Below are 18,375 nucleotides of genomic sequence, written 5' to 3'. Positions count from 1 at the left end.
GGGCCAGACGGCTTGAGCGAGACACCGCGCGGGCTGCGGCGCCTGACTAACCGGTCATCCGCCTCACCGCCCTAAGGAGCATGCCGATGGTTTTGTCTCGACCGCCCGGCATTGGCATTTGCCCCACTCCCCCGAGGGCCATAGAATGCGCCGATGCGCGATGATCTCTCTCTTTTGCTTAATTCCCTCAACGATGCCCAACGCCAGGCCGTAGCAGCCCCCGTTGGCCGTCAGTTGGTCCTGGCCGGTGCTGGCTCCGGTAAAACCCGAGTGCTGGTGCACCGTATCGCCTGGTTGATCCAGGTCGAGAACGCATCGCCACACTCCATCCTGTCGGTGACGTTCACCAACAAGGCCGCCGCCGAGATGCGCCATCGCATCGAGCAGCTGATGGGCATCAGCCCGGCCGGTATGTGGGTCGGCACCTTCCACGGCCTGGCGCATCGCCTGTTGCGTGCCCACTGGCAGGAAGCGGGCCTGAGCCAGACCTTCCAGATTCTGGACAGCGACGACCAGCAACGCCTGGTCAAGCGCGTGATTCGCGAGTTGGGCCTCGATGAACAACGCTGGCCCGCGCGTCAGGCCCAATGGTTTATCAACGGCCAGAAAGACGAAGGCCTGCGCCCGCAACATATTCAGGCCAGTGGCGACCTGTTCCTGGCCACCATGCGCAGCATTTATGAAGCCTACGAGGCTGCTTGCGTACGCGCCGGCGTGATCGACTTCTCCGAATTGCTGCTGCGCGCCCTTGACCTGTGGCGCGACAACCCGGGCTTGCTGGCCCATTACCAGAAGCGCTTCCGGCACATTCTGGTGGACGAGTTCCAGGACACTAACGCCGTGCAGTACGCGTGGTTGCGCCTGCTGGCCAAGGGCGGCGACAGCCTGATGGTGGTGGGCGACGACGATCAGTCGATCTACGGCTGGCGCGGCGCGAAAATCGAGAACATCTATCAGTATTCCGAGGATTTCCCGGACGCGGTCACTATCCGCCTGGAGCAGAACTACCGCTCCACCGCCGGCATTCTCAAGGCCGCCAACGCCTTGATCGCCAACAACACCGGGCGTCTGGGCAAGGAATTGTGGACCGACGGCGGCGAAGGCGAAGCGATCAACCTGTACGCCGCATTCAACGAACACGATGAAGCGCGCTATGTGGTCGAAACCATCGAAAGCGCCTTGAAAACCGGCATCGCCCGCAGCGATATCGCCATTCTGTACCGCTCCAACGCCCAATCGCGGGTGCTGGAAGAAGCCTTGTTGCGCGAGCGCATCCCCTACCGCATTTATGGCGGCCAGCGCTTCTTCGAGCGCGCGGAAATCAAGAACGCCATGGCCTACCTGCGCTTGCTGGAAGGCCGTGGTAACGACGCGGCGTTGGAGCGGGTGATCAATATCCCGGCCCGTGGCATTGGTGAGAAAACCGTTGAAGCGATCCGCGAGCATGCCCGCCACGCCGATGTGTCGATGTGGGAGGCCATGCGCCTGCTGATCGCCAACAAGGGTTTGACCGGTCGCGCAGCCGGGGCGCTGGGCGTGTTTGTCGAACTGATCGAGAACCTCGCGGCCAAGTGCGCGGAAATGCCCCTGCACTTGATGACCCAGACCGTGATCGAGCAGTCCGGACTGATCGCCTATCACGAAGCGGAAAAAGGCGAGAAAGGCCAGGCCCGGGTGGAAAACCTTGAGGAACTGGTCAGCGCGGCTCGTGCATTCGAGAACACTGAGGAAGACGAAGAACTGACCCCGCTCGCCGCATTCCTCGGCCATGCGTCTCTGGAAGCCGGCGATACCCAGGCCGACGAGCACGAAGACAGCATTCAGCTGATGACGCTGCACAGCGCCAAGGGCCTGGAATTCCCGTACGTGTTCCTGGTGGGCATGGAAGAAGGCCTGTTCCCACACAAGATGAGCCTGGAAGAACCCGGCCGCCTTGAGGAAGAACGCCGCCTGGCCTACGTGGGCATTACCCGGGCCATGCAGAACCTGGTGATGACCTACGCCGAGACCCGACGGCTGTACGGGAGCGAAACCTACAACAAGGTGTCGCGCTTCGTACGCGAAGTGCCAAAGGGTCTGATCCAGGAAGTGCGCTTGTCCAACAGCGTCAGTCGCCCATTCGGCGGTGGCCAGCAGCAGAACTCCAGCAACATGTTCGCCGGTTCTGAGATTCCGGAAACGCCGTTCAGCCTTGGCCAGCAGGTCAAGCATGCGATCTTCGGCGAAGGCGTGATCCTCAACTTCGAAGGCGCCGGTGCCCAGGCCCGCGTGCAGGTGAACTTCGCCGAAGGCAGCAAGTGGCTGATGATGGGTTACGCCAAGCTCGAAGCGATCTGAACTGCGGGCTTGCCGCTCGTTATCCTTGTTTTTAACGAGCGCGGGCCCATATCTGTAATTAGTCCTACAGATCTTTCGGATTCAGTCCTACGCAAAAGCCCGAAACATTATGTCGCTAGCCACTGTCATTACACCTGTGCAACATGGCGCGCGTGCAATCCACAAATGGGAATTCCCTTTATGAAACGTTTTCTTAGCATCGCCATGGCGTTGTGCATCGGCCTGACGATGAGCCTCGACGCCAACGCCAAACGCTTCGGTGGCGGCAAAAGTTCGGGCGCAGCCCCCACTCACCAGACCAGCCAAATGGCCCCATCCGCCGGTGCGGGCGGTGCAGCAGCCACCGCAGGCGCGGCCGGTGCAGCAGGCGCTGCGGCCAAGGCCGGCGGCGCTTCGCGCTGGTTGGGCCCTCTGGCCGGTATCGCAGCCGGTGGCCTGCTGGCGTCCATGTTCATGGGTGGCGGCTTCCAGGGCATGCAGATCTTCGACATCCTGATCCTCGCGGTCATCGCCTTCGTGATCTTCCGCTTTATCGCCGCCCGTCGCCGCAAGCAGCAGGAGCACCTGGCTCCAGCCGGCGCGCCGATGCAGCGTGAAGTGTTCGAGCAGAAGCCGGCCATGGGCTCGATCTTCGGTGGTTCGGCAGCGCCTGCCGCCCGTCCGGTGATCAATGCGCCGGCCTGGTTTAACGAAGAGCGTTTTATCGAAGCGGCCCGCAGCCACTTCCAGTCCCTGCAGCAGCACTGGGACGCCAACGAAATGGACAAGATCGCCGAGTTCGTGACCCCACAACTGCTGGAGTTCCTCAAGCGCGAACGCGCCGATCTGGGCGACGGTTTCCAGTCGACCTATATCGACGACCTGCGCGTCCAGCTTGACGGTGTGGATGACCGCGCCGACAAGACCATCGCCACCCTGACCTTCAGCGGTGTGTCGAAAACCTCGCGTTTCGACCAGGGCGAAGCGTTCAGCGAAAGCTGGAACATGGAACGCGCCCAGGGCGATAACCAGCCTTGGCTGGTCGCCGGTATCCGCCAGAACGGCTGATCCCCGCTCGCTTGAGCCCGCAACAACGAAACCCCGGACCTGTCCGGGGTTTTCTATTTCACGGTTGCACTTATAGCGAGCTACTGTATAAAACGCCCCTATCAACCCGCGCCATCAGCAAGAGGATCCCGGCCGTGGAAGAAATCATCGAACAACTGCGTGAAGCCAACGAACCGGTTCCGGTTCCGCTGGAACTGCCTGACGAAGACCTGCTGGTGGAAATCGAAGAACAGCTGTTCATCGATATCCCCTTTGTCTTCCGCGAATTTCTGCTGACCGTCAGCGACGTGGTCTACGGCAGCCTGGAGCCGGTGACCGTCACCGACCCTCAATCCCATACCTACCTGCCGGACGTGGCCGCCAATGCCTGGGATGCCGGTGTGGAGCGTAGCCTGATCCCGATCTGCCAGGACGGCGACGACTACTACTGCGTTGAGGAAGACGGCACTGTGGTGCTGTGGTCCGCCGAAGAGGAACTTGTCCAGGAAGAAACCTGGGAATCGGTCTGGCACTGGGCACGGGACGTCTGGCTGGAAAGCTGAGTCCCGTACTCGGCGCTTTAGTGCTCCGGCGTATCGTTATGGTTGTCCAGCGTTTCCAACAACGCGACCTGCATCCGCGTATGCACGCGGATGAACCAGCGCCAGAGCACCGCCGCCACCGCCGCCGCCACCACCGCGATCAGCACCAGCAACTTGTTGGTCGGCAGGATACTGGCCGACAACGCGGCTAAAAGTAGAAAGATCACCAGCAGCGACAGAATCGGAATCAGCTCGGCAATCACCCGCCGCACACGCTGGGTATGCCGTCCGGCCATTTCCGGCTTGACGCTCATCTCCGCCAGCAACATCGACAGGGCTTTGAGCTTGCGGTACGCCGCGATCAAAAACGGCAGCGACAACAGCAGCGCCGCGCCCCAGATCAATGCCTTTTGCCAGCTGGGATCGCTGATCCAACCTTCCAGATACCCGCCGATACGTGCGGCGAAATAGCTGCCAGCAAAGAAGATCGCCACCACCAGCGCCAGATTCACCCCCACTTGCAGGACGATTTTGCGGATCATCGCCGCCAGCATCGCGCCCTCTCCCTGAGGCTGAATGCTGCGCAGCCATTCGCCATACATACCGAACACCCGGCTCATGCGCCGAGGCATCACTGCCGCCATCTTCAATGACAACGGGTCGGCCCCACGAATCAGATAGGGGGTGAGCAAGGTGGTAATGGCCGAGACCGCCACCGCCACCGGATACAGAAAGTCGCTGGTCACCTGCAACGTCATCCCCAGCGCCGCGATGATGAAGGAAAACTCGCCTATCTGTGACAGGCCCATGCCGACCCGCAATGACGTACGCCCATCGTTACCCGCGATAAACGCTCCCAGGCCACAGGAAAGCATCTTGCCCAGCACCACCGCGACGGTGATCACAGCGATAGGCCAGGCGTGCTGAAGCAGGATCTGAGGGTCGATCATCAGACCGATGGCGACAAAGAAAATCGCACTGAACATGTCGCGAACCGGCTCGATCAGGCGCTCAATCTTAAGCAACTGCCGCGACTCGGCCATGATCGCGCCAATCAGGAACGCGCCCAGCACCATGCTGTATTCCAGCTTGACCACCAGCAGGCAGAAACCGAAGCACAGGCCCAACACGGTAATCAGCAACATCTCGTTGCTTTCGAACTTGGCCACATAGGCCAGCAGGCGCGGCACCAGCAAAATACCGATCACCAGCGCGACGACCATGAACAGCGAGAGCTTGCCGACCGTGGAAAACACCTCGCCGGAGCTGACCGTGCCGCTGACGGCGATGCTCGACAACAGCGCGATGATGCCGATCCCGAGGATGTCTTCCACGATCAGCACGCCGAAAATCAGTTGGGCGAAGCGCTGGTCTTTCATCTTCAGGTCATTGAGGGCTTTGACGATGATGGTGGTGGAAGAGATGGCCAGGATCGCGCCGAGGAACAGCGAGTCCATGGTGCTCCAGTCGAACCAGCGGCCAATTTCGTAGCCGATCCAGATCATCAGGATGATTTCCAGGAACGCCGCGATAAATGCAGTGGCACCCACCTTGAACAACTTGCGTAGGCTGAACTCCAGGCCCAGGCAGAACATCAGGAAGATCACCCCCAGCTCGGCCAGGGTCTTGATGGTGTCTTCGTCGTGGATCAGCCCGAAGGGCGGCGTGTGGGGGCCGATGATAAAGCCGGCGACGATATACCCCAGCACCACAGGCTGCTTAAGCCGATGAAACAGGATGGTAACCACCCCTGCCACCAACATGATCACAGCCAAGTCCTGGATAAAGCTGATGGCGTGCATGGCGAGGGGCTCCTTGAGGGTACCGGCGCTTTTCCCACTTCAGCTCGCAGCGTTAACTGGTCTTAAAAAGCTGAAGGAAAAGTCTACCTAAATCGTAAGAAATGCCCTGAGACGGGCTTTTGAAGGTTAACACCGCGACTTCCGGCGAAAAGCCGGTGCAATATATGGAAACAGATCGGCCTACGCGTGACGGCAAGCCGCCCGCCGGCGTCCCGTTAGGGCTAGCGCAGTAAAGAGTCCAGCACCCGCAGAGGTGCTCCCCCCACCAATGCCTACAACCCGTGAGTGTGCTATGGAACCCGGAAACGCCCAGCTGTCGATGACGGTCTTGATGACCCCTGATATGGCCAACTTCTCAGGCAATGTCCACGGCGGCACGTTGCTCAAGTACCTCGACGAAGTGGCCTACGCCTGCGCCAGCCGTTACGCCGGGCGCTATGTGGTGACGTTATCGGTGGATCAGGTGATTTTCCGCGAGCCGATCCATGTCGGCGAGCTGGTGACCTTTCTCGCGTCGGTCAACTACACCGGCAATACCTCCATGGAAGTGGGGATCAAGGTGGTCACCGAGAACATTCGCGAGCGCTCGGTGCGGCATACCAACAGCTGCTTCTTTACCATGGTGGCGGTGGACGACCAGCGCAAACCGGCGGCCGTACCGCCGTTGCAACCGCATAACAGTGAAAGCAAGCGGCGCTTTGTGCAGGCTCAACAACGTCGGCAGATTCGCCAGGAGCTGGAAAAGCGCTATCAGGAAATCAAGGCCGACGCGCCGTAAGGTTGAGGCTGTAAACCCAACAACAATGTGGGAGCGGGCTTGCTTCCACATTGGGTCAGGTGTGCTTACAAAGTGATGGGTGTCGCTTCGAAGCGAACGCGAGGATGGGCGATACGGTCCTGGGCGCGCACCAGTTCCAATTCATAACTGGCGCAAGCCTGGGTCTCCAGCAGTACTTCGTGGACGGCCGCAGCGGTGAACTCAAAGGCCGCCAGTAAGCTGTCGCCCAACAACACACGGGCGAGGAACAACCCGGATGTCAGGTCACCCACCCCCACCGGCTGGCGCGGGAAGGCCAGCAACGGCCGGCGCAGGTGCCAACTGGCGTCGGCGGTTACCAGCAGCATCTCGAAGCCGTCCGGCAACTTGCCCGGGTAATCCAAATGCTTGACCAGAACCGCCTTGGGCCCACGGGCTAGCAACGCCTTGGCCATGGCCAGGCAATCGAACAGCGAGCGCGGTTTGCGCCCGGCAAAACTATCCAGTTCCAGTTGGTTAAGGCACAGGAAGTCGGCCATGGCCGCGGCTTCATCAAGCAGGAAATCGCTGACTTCCTGGGGCACGATGCAGCCTTTTTCCGGATGCCCCATTACCGGGTCGCATAAGTAAAGCGCCTTGGGATTGACTGCCTTGATGCGCGCCACACCACTGAGGATCGCCCGGCCCTGGTCCGCACTGCCCAGGTAACCGGACAGGATGGCGTCGCAGTTACCCAGCTCGCCGATGGCGGCAATGCCTTCCACCAACGCAGGAATTTGCTGCGGCGCCAACACTTCTCCCGCCCACTGTCCATACTGGGTGTGGTTGGAGAACTGCACCGTGTTGAGCGGCCAGACGTTTACCCCGACCCGCTGCATGGGGAACACGGCGGCGCTGTTTCCGGCGTGGCCAAAGACCACATGAGACTGGATCGCAAGCAGATGAGGGGTGCGTTTCATGCAGGGGATTTCCGTAAAGCCGTTTGGATTCTGGCCGCGCAGTATGCGACTAAACGCAGCCTGTACGACAGACCGGCGACACAGTTAAGCTGCTCTCACTTTGTTGGAGTTCATCGCATGCTGACCCTGGGAAACATGTTTGTGTTGATGCTGCTGGCGACCGGTGCCGCCTGGGTGTGGCACAACCACGGCTTGCGCGAGCGCGCGTTGGAGCGGGTCAAGCAGCATTGCGCCAAGCTCGACATCGAGCTGCTGGACGGCGCGGTAGCGCTCAAGCGCATCGGCTTTGTAAAAGATGCCAATGGGCGGCGGCGTTTGGCGCGGGTCTACAATTTCGAGTTCACCGTGACTGGCGAAACCCGCCACCCCGGCACCATCACTCAGTTCGGCGCCCATAGCGCGCAGATTGAACTGGCGCCCTACCCGTTCGAGATCAAGACACCTTTGCCCAGCGCCGAGATTATCGAGCTGAGCCAATGGCGCCAGGACCACAGCACCAAGCACCGTCAATAACGGCAGGCCGCCAACCCGGCCTGCAATGCCGCCACGTCCTGTGGCGTGCTGAAGATCAATTCAAGACGAGAATCACGGCGCCATTCGCTGGGCAGCCACGCGAGCCAGCAGTTATCCACCGCATTGGCGCTGACCCAACCGTCGCGGCTGTGGATAACCAGCTTGGCGCGCCGCCACGCGAGGTCTGCCAGCCACGCCGCCACGCGTTGAGTGTCGAATTGCTGGCTAGGATGCCAACGCCAACCCACACTCCAGCCGCCGTCCTGGGCATGGCTCAAGCAGATCGGCACGGTCGGATCGCTCCAGATCGCCGGTATATGCGCCAAGCCTTGAGACTCATGACCTTTATCCACAGCCTCGCCCGCGTGCTGATCCAACCCCGGCAGCAGGGCCAATGGCAGATGCGCCTGATGGGTCCAGTAACGCGGGCAATCGGGTAACCGGGCCTCAATCGCCTGACGCTGCACCGCGTCCAGCCCCTCCTCCTTGTTCAAGACCAGCAGCCCAGCATTGGTCAGCGTTTCCTGTTGTGCCGGCGGCAAGGGATTGCCTCTGGCCAGGGCCTGGGCATCCAGGACCAGCACACAAGGCTGGACCGTCAACACGCCCTGCCACGGCACTTGGCGCAACTGCTTGAGCAACTGCGCCGGGTGGCCCAACCCCGATGGCTCGATAAACAAACGATGCGGCTTGGCCTTACGCAACAAACGGCCAAGACCTACCTGGAACGGTGCACCGTTCACACAACACAGGCAGCCACCGGCGACCTCGCCCAAGGCAATACCGTCGTCATCCTGGGTCAGCAGCGCGGCGTCCAAGCCGATCTGGCCGAACTCATTGATCAATACTGCCCAGCGCTCATCTTCCGGGCGTTGGGCCAGCAGTTGCTTGATCAGGCTGGTCTTGCCGGCACCTAATGGCCCGGCTATCACATGAGTGGGAATGTTCTGCAGCATAGAGGGCATCATTCAGGCCGTGTAGAGCGCTTGATCCTACGCGGTTATGCCAGCCAATCCAGCGTCAGGATCAATCGGCGCTCGCCTTCTTTGAGCGCCGGCGAACGATGGATCAAACCGTGGCCCTCGTTACCGTGCCACTTGCTGCCTTTGAGCAAGGCCACTTCGCCACAAAGGATCTGCTCAACGCGCGCGGTGGGTTCGGCTTCGGGTTGTCCTAAGTGACGCCGGTCCATGACCCCCTCCCGCAACCACTGGCTGCCGACCCCGGCATAGGTGGTGATCAGCCGCACCGGTACGTGGTCGACGTGAAACCGTGGGCACATGGCTTTATCCAGCAAGCGCAGGCGCACGCCTATGCGTCGGGCGCCGAGCAGGCAGGCAAAGGCGCTGGTCAACCAGGACACATCGGCAATAAATCCCTCATAGCCTTCAAGATCGCGGCAATTGCCCGCCAATCCTTGCAAATTCGACACTGCCTCATCACTGCCCAGTTCCACCACCAACGAATCGGCTACGGGCTCGTTGAGCGAAACCAGCAAGGCGCCGAATTCGGCAATGTGCAGGGGTAATTGGCGCTGCCACAGCGCCAGATTTACGCCATCTTCGAGGATCTCAGACAGCGCCAACGGGGTTTCGCCGCGGGTTTGGCGAATCAGCGGGCGCAAGGGCGTCAGTGCAGCGAGCATCAGGCCACCTCGTCGTACCAAGGGCCAAAAGGATCGGCCAGCAAGCGCCATCCATCGACACCCAGGGCCATTTCTGCATCGGTGAGCAAGCACGCATCCAACTCGGCGCGTAGCTGGGCAAAGTCGATGTGTTGCCCGATAAACACCAGTTCCTGACGGCAATCGCCGCTGCTCAGTTGCCAATTGCCCATGATTGCCGCGACGCTTTCTTCATCCTGCGGCCACTGGTTTTTCGGCACGAAACGCCACCAGCGCCCGGCGAATCCATGGCGCATCAAGCCACCGGCCTGGGACCAACTGCCCGCATCCTGATGCTTGCTGGCCAGCCAGAAAAAGCCTTTGGAACGCAGCAATTTGCCGTTGACCCAGGGGCGGTCAATAAAGTCGTAGAAACGCTGCGGGTGGAACGGGCGCCGCGCACGATAAGCGGTGGACGCGATACCGTACTCTTCGGTTTCCGGCACATGCTCGCCGCGCAATTCCTGCAGCCAGCCGGGCGCCTGGGCGGCGCGCTCGAAGTCGAAGCGGCCGGTGTTGAGGATCTGGTCCAGAGGCACCTCACCCATCACCATCGGGATGATCTTGGCGTGAGCGTTGAGGCGCTCAAGGATCGCCATCAACTCCTCGCGCTCGTGCTGGCTGATCAGGTCGATCTTGCTGATCAGAATCACGTCGGCGAACTCGATCTGCTCGATCAACAGGTCGGTGATCGAGCGCTCGTCCTCCTCACCCAACGTCTCACCGCGCGAGGCCAGGCTTTCGGCAGCCTGGTAGTCGAGCAGGAAGTTGATGCCGTCGACCACGGTGACCATGGTGTCCAAACGTGCGATATCCGCCAGGCTTTGCTGGTTTTCATCGCGGAAAGTGAAGGTTTCGGCCACCGGCAGAGGCTCGGAAATACCCGTGGATTCGATCAGCAGGTAATCGAAGCGCCCGTCCCTGGCGAGCTTGGCGACTTCTTCCAGCAGGTCTTCACGCAAGGTGCAGCAGATGCAGCCGTTGCTCATCTCCACCAGTTTTTCTTCGGCGCGGTTGAGGGTGACATCGCGCTGCACTTGGCTGCCGTCGATGTTGATTTCACTCATGTCGTTGACGATCACCGCCACCCGCAGGTTGTCGCGGTTGCGCAGGATGTAGTTGAGCAGCGTACTTTTACCGGCGCCGAGGAAGCCGGACAGCACGGTAACGGGGAGTCGATTGGGCATCAGGTCATTCTCATCAGGCCGCCCGTTCGAATCGGGCTGTTATTAATGTTATAGTATAACAACACAAATAAGCCAACCCCCGCTTGCTCAACGTGATGAAGACGGCAATGCTGGCGCCTGCTGATGTCGAGAACGCCCATGAACTATCTGCTGTATGGCCTGCTGCTGATTTTCGCGACCCAGGCCAATGCCCAAACACCAAGCCTGTTGGCCAGCTGCACGCGCAGCGCCAACCTGCTGGCCTGCGTAGACCCGCTGGGCAACGCCTACAGCGTAGCGACGGTTGGCAGCACCACATATTTGCGTGGCTTTGAGGTGATAGGTAAACGCTACTGGGCGCAGACCAACAGCCGTTACGGACAATTGACGTTCTTTACCGGCCTGGCGTCGGACGGCGAAGCGTGGGTCGGTTACACACGCAGAGTCGGTTGGACCACGATCAACCGCTTCTCCAGTTCCGGGGGCGCCGGCGCCACCTTCACCTGCAGCCGTCTCACCGGCTGCTAAGCACGGGCGTTTTTCTGGTCTTGCACCCAGGCCATATAGCTGTTGATCGGCGGATTCTTCTGGAAGTAATTTCTCAGGCCCTCGAATAATCCGTCAGCCACAGCCTGCTGGTGACGTGCAGTCACAAGCCGCTGCGCGTCCCGGGCATTGGAGATAAACCCGGTCTCCACCAAAATCGACGGCACATCCGGTGACTTGAGCACCGCAAACCCCGCCTGTTCCACACGCTTCTGATGCAACGAAGTGATGCTCTGCAAGCTGCCCAGCACCGAACTGCCCAATTGCAGGCTGGAAGCGATGGTGGCGTTCATCGACATATCAAGAATCACCCCTGCCAGCATCGGGTCCTTGTCCTTGAGATTGAGCAGCGTGGTCGCGCCCAGCAGGTCCGCGCCGTTTTCGCGCTGAGCCATAAAGCGCGCCGTGGCGGAAGTGGCGCCGCCTTCGGACAACGCATACACCGAAGCCCCCGACGCGGTCAGGCGTGGCGCGGCGTCGGCGTGTACGGAGATGAACATATCGGCTTTGTGTCGACGGGCGATGTCCACGCGCTTGCGCAGCGGCACGAAGAAGTCGTCGTTGCGCACCAGCTTCACATCAAAGCCCTTTTCGCGCTTCAAGCGCTTGGCCAGCAGTTGGGCGATGGACAACACCACATCTTTTTCGCGCTGGCCCTTGGAGCCAATGGCGCCGGGGTCTTTGCCGCCGTGACCGGGGTCGACCACTACGATGATGTCGCGCTTGGGATGGGCTTTGTCCACCGAAGCCACTAAAGGCGCCGATTCAGCTGCGATTTGACGGGGCGCCTGAGTCGCGCGGGTCAAGTCCAGCACCAGACGGTGCCCTTGGCCATCCTGAGGCGGCAGCACAAAGCTGTTGAGCTGCATCGGCGCCGCCAGGTCCAGCACGATGCGCGTGTCGTTCTGGCCGAAATGTCCCGAACGAATCGAAGTGATGCCGCTGTTTTTCAGCACCAGCTGCGAAAAATCCCCACTAAGCCCGGCGCCGCTCAGGTCGATGATCAAACGCTCCGGCGCGGTCAGCGAGAATGTCTTGTACTGCACCGGTCCACTAAGGTAGAACACCAGCCGTAGCTTGTCGTCCGAACGCCATAAGCGCGCGTTGCGGATTTGCGTGGCGCGAACCGTGAACGGCAGGACGAAAAGTGGGCTAGCCAGGAGCAGGTTAAGAAGCTGACGTCTGTGCATGACAAATACCGCAAATAAAGGAGCGTCCCTGCTCGACATGGCTGAACAAAGGCGGGCGTAGAAAATTCATCGTCGATTTGATTGTTATACTATAACATGTCGAATTATTTCCAACGATGGACCTGCTTATGAACGCGCTGACCTTGCCGGACATTGCCGCGCAGGCTTCACGCCAAGCCTTGCCACTCGACTGGGTCGGCATGTGCGGCATTGCCCTGCCAATTCTGATAGACGGCCAGCGCCTGGCCGCCACCGCCGACGCGGGGGTCAGCCTCGACGACGGCACCGCACGCGGCATCCACATGTCACGCCTGTACCTGGCACTGGAGATGCTCGACCAGCAGCCCCTCACCCCTGCACTTCTGCGCACTGTACTGCAGCGTTTTCTCGACAGTCATGAAGGTTTATCTAAGAACGCTTACCTGCGCATCCACACTGATTTGCTGCTCAAGCGCCCAGCGTTGGTCAGCCCGTTGGCCGGCTGGAAAAGCTATCCGGTCAGCATCGAAGCGCAGTTGAAAAACCAGATGTTCCACGTGGAACTAAAAATTGACGTCGCGTACTCCTCAACATGCCCATGCTCCGCTGCGCTCGCCAGGCAGTTGATTCAGCAGCAATTTATCGATGATTTCGCCAACACAGCCTTGCAGCATGCAGACGTACTGACCTGGCTCGGCAGCGCCAAGGGGATTGTCGCCACACCCCACAGCCAGCGCAGCAGCGCGCAACTACATGTGCACCTACAAGGTGAGCAGCTGCCCTTGGTCGAACTGATCAACGACGTCGAAGCCGCCCTCGGCACCGCCGTGCAAACCGCGGTGAAACGCGCCGACGAGCAAGCCTTCGCCCTCGCCAACGGGCAGAACCTGATGTTCTGCGAAGACGCCGCCCGCCGCGTAAACCTCGCCTTGAAACGCTCGGACGCGATCAACGCCTTTCATCTCAAAGTGATCCACGCCGAAAGCCTGCACGCGCACGATGCCGTGGCTGAAAGCCGCTGGACGAGACACTCTGCATGATCACCTGCACCGCTTTGCGCTGGGGCGCCCCCGGCCAACCGCTGACGCCACCAGTGGATTTCACCCTGGAAAAAGGCAGCCTCACCGGCGTGATCGGCGCCAATGGCACCGGCAAGAGCAGCCTGCTCAAAGTCATTGCGGGCCTGCAAAAGCCGTTGACCGGTAAGGTCAGCGTGAACGTGCCGCGACGTGGCGGCCTGGCGTTCCTGCCGCAGCAACAGCACTTGGATCGCCAGTTCCCCATCAGCCTGCAAGAACTGGTCGCCGCCGGTTTCTGGGGTTTGCAGCTCAGCCCGCAACAGCGCAGCCAGCGCCTGCAAGCCGTACTTGAAGACTGGTGCCTCAGCGGCCTGGAACAGCGCCCGTTAATGGCCTTGTCTGGCGGCCAGTTGCAGCGTGCGCTGCTGGCACGCATGAGCCTGTCGGAGTCGTCGGTGCTACTGCTCGACGAACCCCACGCCGCCCTTGATGAAGAGGGCCAGGCGCTGTGCTGGAAACACATCCATGCCTGGCACGCGTCGGGCCGCACCTTGGTGGTGGTCTGCCATGACCTGGCATCCGTGCGCCATCACACTCAAAACGTGTTGCAGATCAAAAGCACTGGCTGCTTGTTGGGCCCGAGCAAAGAGCTCATCCGACCCCAGCCCCGAATGCAGGTGGCCTGATGCACTTCGCCGCCCACCTGTGGATGCCATTCTTTGACTTCGTGTTTATGCGCCGCGCACTGATTGGCGGGCTGGTGCTGGCGTGCAGCACCGCGCCGCTGGGCGTGTTCCTGATTCTGCGGCGCATGAGCCTGATCGGCGACGCCGTGGCCCACGGCATCCTGCCCGGCGCCGCTCTGGGGTTTTGGTTCGCCGGTTTGAGCCTGCCGGCGCTGACCCTCGGCGGACTCGGTGCCGGCCTGGGCATGGCCGGATTGTCGGCGTGGATCACCCGCCGCACCGGCCTGCGCGAAGACGCCAGCCTCGCCGCCATCTACCCCATTTCCCTCGCCGCCGGCGTGTTGATCCTCGGCATCGCCGGCAAACGCCTGGACCTGTTGCACCTGTTATTCGGTTCTGCCCTGGCAGTGGATGAAACCACCCTTAGCGGCATGCTGTGGGTGTCAGGGTTCAGCCTGATCGCCATGACGCTGATCTACAAACCGCTGCTGCTGGACACACTCGACCCACTGTTCCTGCAAACCGTCAGCCGCCTCGGCCCTCTGGCTCACGGGCTGTTTTTGACCCTGGTGGTGCTGAACCTGGTGATCGGTTTCCAAGCCATCGGCGCGCTGATGGTGGTGGGGTTGATGATGCTGCCGGCCATCGCTTCACGGTTCTGGAGCCGGCGCCTGCCGGTGTTGATCGCGGTATCGGCGGTGCTGGGATGCCTGTCGGTATGGCTTGGCTTGTTGCTGTCGTTCTACTACTCGTTGCCCAGCGGCCCAGCAATCGTGCTGGTGGCGGGCGCCGGGTACTTGTTGTCCGTGGTCTTCGGTCCGGTGCACGGCTTGCTGCGCCGCCCGCCCCTACTGTCATCCCAATGAGGTGTTTGCCGATGCGCGCTCTACTCGTGCTGTTCAGTTTGTTGCTACCGCTGTCGATGGCCCAGGCCGCCGACAAACTCCAAGTGGTCACCAGTTTCAGTATTCTCGATGACATCACCCACCAGATTGGTGGCGATCACATCCAGATCAGCAATATGGTCGGCCCCGACGCCGACGCCCATACTTACGAACCCACCCCGGACGATGCCAAGGCGCTGCTCAAAGCCAAGCTGATTATCAAGAACGGCCTGGGCTTCGAGCCGTGGCTGGACCGCCTGGTGGCGAGTACCGAAACCCGGGCCACCGTGGTCACCGCCAGCAAAGGCGTGATCTCTCACACCATGGAAGAGGACGGCGAAACCATCCCCGACCCACACGCCTGGCACAACCTGGCCAACGCCGAAATCTATGTGAACAACATCACCAAGGCGCTGATAGCCGCCGACCCGGCCAACCAAGCCGATTACCAGCGCAACAGCCAAGCCTATCTGAAACAAATCTACCGCCTGCTGGCCGAAGCCAAAGCCAAGTTCGGCGCGCTACCGCCGGGTAATCGCCGCATCGTCACCTCCCATGATGCCTTCGGTTACCTGGGCCAGGCCTATGGCATTCAGTTCCTCGCCCCCCAAGGTTTGTCCACCGAGCGGGAGCCTTCCGCAGCCGAGGTCGCCGCGCTGATTACGCAGATTCGCAAGGACAAGGTCAAAGCGGTGTTTATGGAGAACATCAAGGACGCGCGCCTGCTCAAGCAGATCGCTGACGAAAGTGGCGCGCAGATCGGCGGGACGCTGTACTCCGACGCCCTCGCCGCCGAAGGCCCGGCCAGCACCTTTATCGGGCTGTTCGAATACAACCTCAACACCCTGTGCAACACATTGGGCAAGCCATGATCCGTAAGAACCCTTCAGGCGATCTGCCGGTGATTGCCGAATCGGCCTACGTGGATAAAACCGCGATCATCTGCGGCAAGGTGATCATCGGCGAGAACGTATTCGTCGGCCCTTACGCCGTGATCCGCGCCGATGAGGTCGACGCCAGCGGCGCCATGGACCCGATCACCATCGGCGCCAACTCCAATATCCAGGACGGGGTGGTGATCCACTCCAAGTCCGGCGCGGCGGTGACCATCGGCGAGTTCACCTCCATCGCCCACCGCTCCATCGTCCACGGGCCTTGCACCGTGGGCGACCGCGTGTTCATCGGCTTCAACAGCGTGTTGTTCAACTGCGCGGTGGGTGACGGCTGCGTGGTGCGGCATAACTCGGTGGTCGACGGCCGCGATTTGCCGGACGCCTTCTACGTACCCTCCACCACCCGCATCGGCCCGCACACCGACCTGTCGCAGTTCCCGCCGGTCAGCGTCAGTGCCTCGGAATTTTCCGAAGACGTGGCGCGCACCAATGTCGATCTGGTGCGCGGCTACAAAGCCCTGCAAAACGAGTTCTGAACCATGAGCCGGCTGCTGATTCGCAACGCACGCTTGGTCAACGAAGGCCAGATCCGAGACGCCGATGTGCTGGCCGCCAACGGCCGCATCGAAAAGATCGCCGACAGCATCACCGGCTGTAACGCCGCCGTGGCGATCGACGCCCAGGGCCAGTGGCTGCTGCCCGGCATGATCGATGATCAGGTGCATTTCCGTGACCCCGGTGCACCGGACAAAGGTAGTTTCTACAGTGAATCGCGGGCGGCGGTGGCCGGGGGTATCACCAGCTTTATGGACATGCCCAACACCTCCCCCGCCACCTTGAACCTGGCGGCCCTGGCCGACAAAAAACGCCGCGCGGGGCTGCATTCGGTGGCCAACTATGGCTTTCACTTTGGCGTCAGCCACGACAACCTCGATACGGTTGCCGCCCTCGACCCGCGCGAGGTCGCCGGGGTCAAAGTGTTTATGGGTGCCTCAACGGGCAATATGCTGGTGGACGACCCGCGGATTCTGGAGCGGCTGTTCGCCGAAGTGCCGACCCTTCTGCTCGCCCATTGCGAACACAGCCCCAGCATCCAGGCCAATGAGCAGCGCCTGCGCGCACGCTTCGGCGATGGAATCCCAGCGGTGGCGCACCCGCTGATCCGCGATGCCGAGGCGTGCTATCGCTCGTCGTCTTATGCGGTGGAGCTGGCCAGGCGGTACGGCACGCGGCTGCATGTGCTGCACCTGACCAGCGCCCGCGAGCTAGGATTGTTCGAAGACAAACCTCTGACGGAAAAACGCATCACCGCCGAAGTGTGCCTGCACCATCTGCTATTTGATGACCGCGACTATCACCGCCTCGGCCATCAAATCAAATGCAACCCAGCGATCAAGACTCGCGCCGACCGCGACGCACTGCGCCAGGCCTTACTCAGTGATCGTCTGGACGTGATTGGCAGTGACCATGCGCCGCATACCTGGGCACAAAAGCAGTTGGGTTATCGCGAGGCACCGGCGGGCTTGCCTCTGGTGCAGCATGCGCTGCCGGCGTTGATGGAATTGGTGGCCGATGGGCTATTGCCGTTGACCACTCTGGTGGCCAAAACCAGCCACCGAGTGGCCGATCTTTTCGCCATCCCGGATCGAGGCTATGTACGCGAAGGCTATTGGGCCGACTTGGTGCTGATCAAACCTGAGCCCCAGGGCAAGCCGGTCAGTGAGGAACCGATCCTGGCCCGCTGCGGCTGGACGCCCTTCGCCGAGCGCCGCTTTCGCCACAGCGTCAGTACCACGTTAGTCTCCGGCCACCTGGCGTGGCACAACGGCCAGGTGGTCGACAGTTGCCAAGGCTTGCCGCTGTACTTCCAGCGTTAGGCGCGCGGCTTGACGGTGCCGCAGTCGTTGCCCAGCCATTGGGCATGGCTGTCCAGGCTGCCCTTTTGTTGCATGCCAGTGGCATTGAAAGTGCCATTGACGGTGGTAGTGAATTCTTTCTGGCTCTGGAAGGTGGCCACGCCCGTACCCTGGGCTTTGGGGCAACTGAAGCGGAATTTCCACTGGTTGCCGGTCTTGTCGGTCACTTCCTGGCGGCAGCCCGATTGTGGGTCGGTCAGGGGGATCGAATCGGACGCCACCTGCGCCGGCGTCAGACACACCTGCACGCCTTTACCGGCCATGGTGATGCCCTGTTTTTCCAGCATGGCGCGCTGTTCGGGGGTCATCTGTTGCTTGAGCTGGCCGAGGATCAGCGACAGATCCGGCAGCTCCTGGTTATCGACTTTCATATTGCTGGTGGTCACTTCCCACAAGCCCGGCGCCAACATCTGGGCCTGCGCCGCCACGGGCAACGACAAACCAACAACCATGGTCATACACAGCAGACGAGCATTCATCGGGTAACTCCTGGGTAA

Annotated in this window: 19 protein-coding genes; 12 read left to right on the top strand and 7 right to left on the bottom strand. The window is 61.1% G+C overall.

The window, feature by feature from the left end:
• Positions 1-153 precede the first annotated feature (153 nt).
• The 3 genes from uvrD to FIV35_RS02655 all read left to right on the top strand — a co-directional run bounded on the left by uvrD (position 154) and on the right by FIV35_RS02655 (position 3,926).
• Positions 154-2,337 (top strand): DNA helicase II, encoded by a 2,184-nt coding sequence (gene uvrD / locus FIV35_RS02665; RefSeq protein ID WP_034101549.1) that lies wholly within the window; start codon positions 154-156, stop codon positions 2,335-2,337.
• A gap of 180 nt (positions 2,338-2,517) precedes the next feature.
• The gene (locus tag FIV35_RS02660; RefSeq protein ID WP_034101550.1) at positions 2,518-3,384 is read left to right on the top strand and encodes a Tim44 domain-containing protein; all 867 of its coding nucleotides are present in this window, start codon (positions 2,518-2,520) and stop codon (positions 3,382-3,384) included.
• 134 nt (positions 3,385-3,518) lie between these two features.
• Complete coding sequence (locus tag FIV35_RS02655) at positions 3,519-3,926, top strand: SMI1/KNR4 family protein (RefSeq protein ID WP_034101551.1); 408 nt, start codon at positions 3,519-3,521, stop codon at positions 3,924-3,926.
• 17 nt (positions 3,927-3,943) lie between these two features.
• Here the strand turns inward: FIV35_RS02655 and FIV35_RS02650 are convergent, their stop codons facing one another.
• Entirely contained in the window at positions 3,944-5,707 is a 1,764-nt protein-coding gene (locus FIV35_RS02650) for a cation:proton antiporter (RefSeq protein ID WP_034139862.1), read from the bottom strand.
• A gap of 292 nt (positions 5,708-5,999) precedes the next feature.
• On the opposite strand from FIV35_RS02650, the gene FIV35_RS02645 reads away from it, so the two are divergent.
• On the top strand, positions 6,000-6,485 hold the full coding sequence (locus FIV35_RS02645; RefSeq protein WP_034101553.1) for an acyl-CoA thioesterase: 486 nt from the start codon (positions 6,000-6,002) through the stop codon (positions 6,483-6,485).
• A gap of 65 nt (positions 6,486-6,550) precedes the next feature.
• Here FIV35_RS02645 and pdxY read toward each other — a convergent pair whose 3' ends face one another.
• Positions 6,551-7,423 (bottom strand): pyridoxal kinase PdxY, encoded by an 873-nt coding sequence (gene pdxY, locus FIV35_RS02640; RefSeq protein ID WP_034139863.1) that lies wholly within the window; start codon positions 7,421-7,423, stop codon positions 6,551-6,553.
• 117 nt (positions 7,424-7,540) lie between these two features.
• Here pdxY and FIV35_RS02635 point away from each other — a divergent pair, with 117 nt between their 5' ends.
• Positions 7,541-7,936, top strand: coding sequence for a DUF3301 domain-containing protein (locus tag FIV35_RS02635; RefSeq protein ID WP_034101555.1), 396 nt, complete (start codon positions 7,541-7,543; stop codon positions 7,934-7,936).
• Here the strand turns inward: FIV35_RS02635 and FIV35_RS02630 are convergent.
• Genes FIV35_RS02630 through zigA form a run of 3 tightly spaced genes read right to left on the bottom strand, consistent with a single transcriptional unit; the run spans position 7,930 to position 10,786 of the window.
• A complete protein-coding gene (locus FIV35_RS02630; protein WP_034139864.1) occupies positions 7,930-8,892 on the bottom strand; it encodes a CobW family GTP-binding protein in 963 nt (320 codons plus the stop codon). The two genes, FIV35_RS02635 and FIV35_RS02630, sit on opposite strands and share 7 nt — an antisense overlap.
• Before the next feature lie 44 nt (positions 8,893-8,936).
• Positions 8,937-9,581 (bottom strand): DUF1826 domain-containing protein, encoded by a 645-nt coding sequence (locus FIV35_RS02625; RefSeq protein WP_034139865.1) that lies wholly within the window; start codon positions 9,579-9,581, stop codon positions 8,937-8,939.
• On the bottom strand, positions 9,581-10,786 hold the full coding sequence (gene zigA, locus FIV35_RS02620) for a zinc metallochaperone GTPase ZigA (RefSeq protein WP_034139866.1): 1,206 nt from the start codon (positions 10,784-10,786) through the stop codon (positions 9,581-9,583). Before zigA ends, FIV35_RS02625 begins: the two co-directional genes overlap by 1 nt.
• Before the next feature lie 138 nt (positions 10,787-10,924).
• Between zigA and FIV35_RS02615 the strand changes: the two genes are divergently transcribed.
• Positions 10,925-11,293 carry a hypothetical protein gene (locus FIV35_RS02615; RefSeq protein WP_034139867.1) on the top strand — a complete coding sequence of 123 codons (369 nt, stop codon included), beginning with the start codon at positions 10,925-10,927 and terminating at the stop codon, positions 11,291-11,293.
• On the opposite strand, the gene FIV35_RS02610 is transcribed toward FIV35_RS02615, so the two are convergent.
• The gene (locus FIV35_RS02610) at positions 11,290-12,501 is read right to left on the bottom strand and encodes an N-acetylmuramoyl-L-alanine amidase (RefSeq protein ID WP_034139868.1); all 1,212 of its coding nucleotides are present in this window, start codon (positions 12,499-12,501) and stop codon (positions 11,290-11,292) included. The two genes, FIV35_RS02615 and FIV35_RS02610, sit on opposite strands and share 4 nt — an antisense overlap.
• 128 nt (positions 12,502-12,629) lie before the next feature.
• Here FIV35_RS02610 and folE2 point away from each other — a divergent pair, with 128 nt between their 5' ends.
• The 6 genes from folE2 to FIV35_RS02580 are packed head-to-tail and all read left to right on the top strand — an operon-like array spanning position 12,630 to position 17,839.
• Positions 12,630-13,520, top strand: a complete 891-nt coding sequence (folE2, locus tag FIV35_RS02605; protein WP_034139869.1) for a GTP cyclohydrolase FolE2 — start codon at positions 12,630-12,632, stop codon at positions 13,518-13,520.
• Positions 13,517-14,185, top strand: coding sequence for a metal ABC transporter ATP-binding protein (locus FIV35_RS02600; protein ID WP_034139870.1), 669 nt, complete (start codon positions 13,517-13,519; stop codon positions 14,183-14,185). The genes folE2 and FIV35_RS02600 overlap by 4 nt, the downstream gene beginning before the upstream one ends.
• Positions 14,185-15,051: a metal ABC transporter permease gene (locus FIV35_RS02595; protein ID WP_034139871.1), complete on the top strand. Its 867-nt coding sequence runs from the start codon at positions 14,185-14,187 to the stop codon at positions 15,049-15,051. Before FIV35_RS02600 ends, FIV35_RS02595 begins: the two co-directional genes overlap by 1 nt.
• A gap of 11 nt (positions 15,052-15,062) precedes the next feature.
• Positions 15,063-15,941: a metal ABC transporter substrate-binding protein gene (locus FIV35_RS02590; RefSeq protein ID WP_034139872.1), complete on the top strand. Its 879-nt coding sequence runs from the start codon at positions 15,063-15,065 to the stop codon at positions 15,939-15,941.
• Positions 15,938-16,498: a gamma carbonic anhydrase family protein gene (locus tag FIV35_RS02585; RefSeq protein ID WP_034139873.1), complete on the top strand. Its 561-nt coding sequence runs from the start codon at positions 15,938-15,940 to the stop codon at positions 16,496-16,498. The genes FIV35_RS02590 and FIV35_RS02585 overlap by 4 nt, the downstream gene beginning before the upstream one ends.
• Positions 16,499-16,501: 3 nt before the next feature.
• A complete protein-coding gene (locus FIV35_RS02580) occupies positions 16,502-17,839 on the top strand; it encodes a dihydroorotase (RefSeq protein WP_034139874.1) in 1,338 nt (445 codons plus the stop codon).
• Here the strand turns inward: FIV35_RS02580 and FIV35_RS02575 are convergent.
• Complete coding sequence (locus FIV35_RS02575) at positions 17,836-18,357, bottom strand: DUF3617 domain-containing protein (RefSeq protein WP_034139875.1); 522 nt, start codon at positions 18,355-18,357, stop codon at positions 17,836-17,838. The genes FIV35_RS02580 and FIV35_RS02575 overlap by 4 nt on opposite strands.
• Positions 18,358-18,375 lie beyond the last annotated feature (18 nt).

This window comes from Pseudomonas rhodesiae (assembly GCF_007858255.1).
Lineage (GTDB): Bacteria > Pseudomonadota > Gammaproteobacteria > Pseudomonadales > Pseudomonadaceae > Aquipseudomonas > Aquipseudomonas rhodesiae.
This window is presented reverse-complemented; position numbering and strand designations above follow the sequence as displayed.